The 2,021-nt window shown below is 34.8% G+C and carries 2 protein-coding genes; both read left to right on the plus strand.

The features are described 5' to 3' along the window. The first annotated feature begins 696 nt into the window (after positions 1-696). Positions 697-1,347, plus strand: a complete 651-nt coding sequence (locus ACY2V1_RS03660; protein ID WP_461833440.1) for a hypothetical protein — start codon at positions 697-699, stop codon at positions 1,345-1,347. Between the two features lie 170 nt (positions 1,348-1,517). After that, entirely contained in the window at positions 1,518-1,823 is a 306-nt protein-coding gene (locus tag ACY2V1_RS03665) for a transposase (protein ID WP_461833441.1), read from the plus strand. The last annotated feature ends 198 nt before the right edge of the window (positions 1,824-2,021 follow it).

Here is a 2,021-nt window from a genome sequence, read left to right on the forward strand (position 1 = left end):
CATTTTTATGTTCCAAATTGCAAGGTTTTAAACTGATTTTTAACATATCTTTGCATTTTTGTCAGCCTTATATCAAGAAAAATGTGTGATAAAATGGTAGGTTAGAGCGTTTTTCAGGAACGACTACATAAATAATAAGTCTATTACTTGCAAACATGGCACAGCCATTATGTTTTGTTCAGAGCTTAAGAGTAGTGTGAAAGAAATGGGTCCAATTCATTTGATTTTTAGATGTTTGTTTGGTTTTATTCTTTTAAATCCCGATAAGGCATGGAAGATTTATTACAATAAAAAAACTCATTTTTGAGCACTCTCCCAAGGCACTTGCCAAGACTTATAATAAAAACAAATATCTTGATGGAGATCTCTTCTGGTATAAGCCGGCATGATTTTTATTACAAGCTTATCTATGAGGCAGAGCATATTTATAAAAATCGTCCTATTTCTTGTCGTGTCTGGCTTGAAAAAAGTTTTCCCAGAATGTCTAAAAGAAAATTTCCTAAGATAGCATCCAAAAAAATAAACGAAATTACCCAAGAAGAAGCCTTTACATTATTCAAAACCCTCAGAGAAGTTTTAAAGAAACCGCCTTATTCCAACAGTCTCTGGCACATTAGGCCAAAAAGCAATGGTTGAAACCTTTCAAGAGCTACTTCCTTTGGTAGAAATGTTTACAGGATTTAAAAAAATGAATTTGTGGGTGTTAAATATGCCTTTTTTTACCCCAAAGAATATCCTTTAAAAGGAGATGCCCTATTTAAAGAACCGGCTTTAACATTCAAACTGGAAGTATTGGTAGCAGGATTTAAACACTCATGTCCAGTAAAAAAAGATATTTATTCTTTCATAATAGAGCAAAGGAATACTTACTTTGTAGGGATAAATGGAAGTCCTATTGATTTACAAAATGAAATTGGGAGACTAATTCCTTCTAACAACCTGATTTTTATAAATAAACTTAAAAGCGGTCAATATTCTTGGATAGTTGTAGTTCACCTTATCACACCTCTTGATGTTTTTGCTGAGCTTTCAAAGACAAGTGGTAGTGCTGAGTTGTTTACACAAGACCAGATTGAAAGGATTAACTGGCACAATAAAAGACTCAATAAAAAATTCAACCTTTGTGAGGAAATCAAAAAGCAATTTAACCACATTACTAAACCTAGCGGCCCTGTTCCAATTAAAAAAGACACAACAATATCTATCAGGAGATATTTTGAAGACAACATTGATAAAATCCTTGAGGAAGGAGGCGATATGGAAAAAGGCATTCCTCCTACTATAAGGCAAGCTTATTATGTCTTTGTCCTGCCCCCCATGGAGGGGCAGGACAGTCCCAGAAGGTAGAGGTATAATAAACTACTCTACTAAGGAGGGGTAAGGATGAAAAGGAGACATTTTTCACCAGAAGAAAAATTGGCTATTGTATTAACTGGGCTTAAAGGAGAATGTGCCGCTTCAGTTGGAACTGGACAAACGGGCTATCTGAGTTAAGGTGGAAAAGAAAGGAGGAAGAGATGGCTAAGCAAAGGAGACATTACAGTCCAGAGAAAAAGGTTGAAATTCTGCGGGAGCACTTAAAAAACAAAATGCCTGTATCAGAATTATGCGAAAAATATGGCATTCATCCTAACATGTTTTATAAATGGGAAAAGCAATTCTTTGAAGGGGCTATTAATACATTTGCTAATAATTCTAAATCTAACAAAAAGAATGCTAAGGAAGAACAGCTAAAACAAAAGATTGCCAGAATGCAGGAAGTGATTACAGAACTCACCCAGGAGAATATTATTCTTAAAAAAAAGTACAATGGGGAGATTTAAAAAACAAATGGGTAGAGGTAGATGTGAGGGATAGCATTGTGGAAACGATAATTGCTTATAACCAAAAGACTGGGATAAGTATTAGAAAACTGCTTGGATTTGTTGGACTTTCAAGCTCAAAATTCTATCAATGGAGAGCTAGATATGGCCTTGTTAACAAACATAATGGGAAGATTCCCAGGGGTTTTTGGATATTAC

The sequence above is a fragment of the Desulfothermus sp. genome (assembly GCF_053993635.1).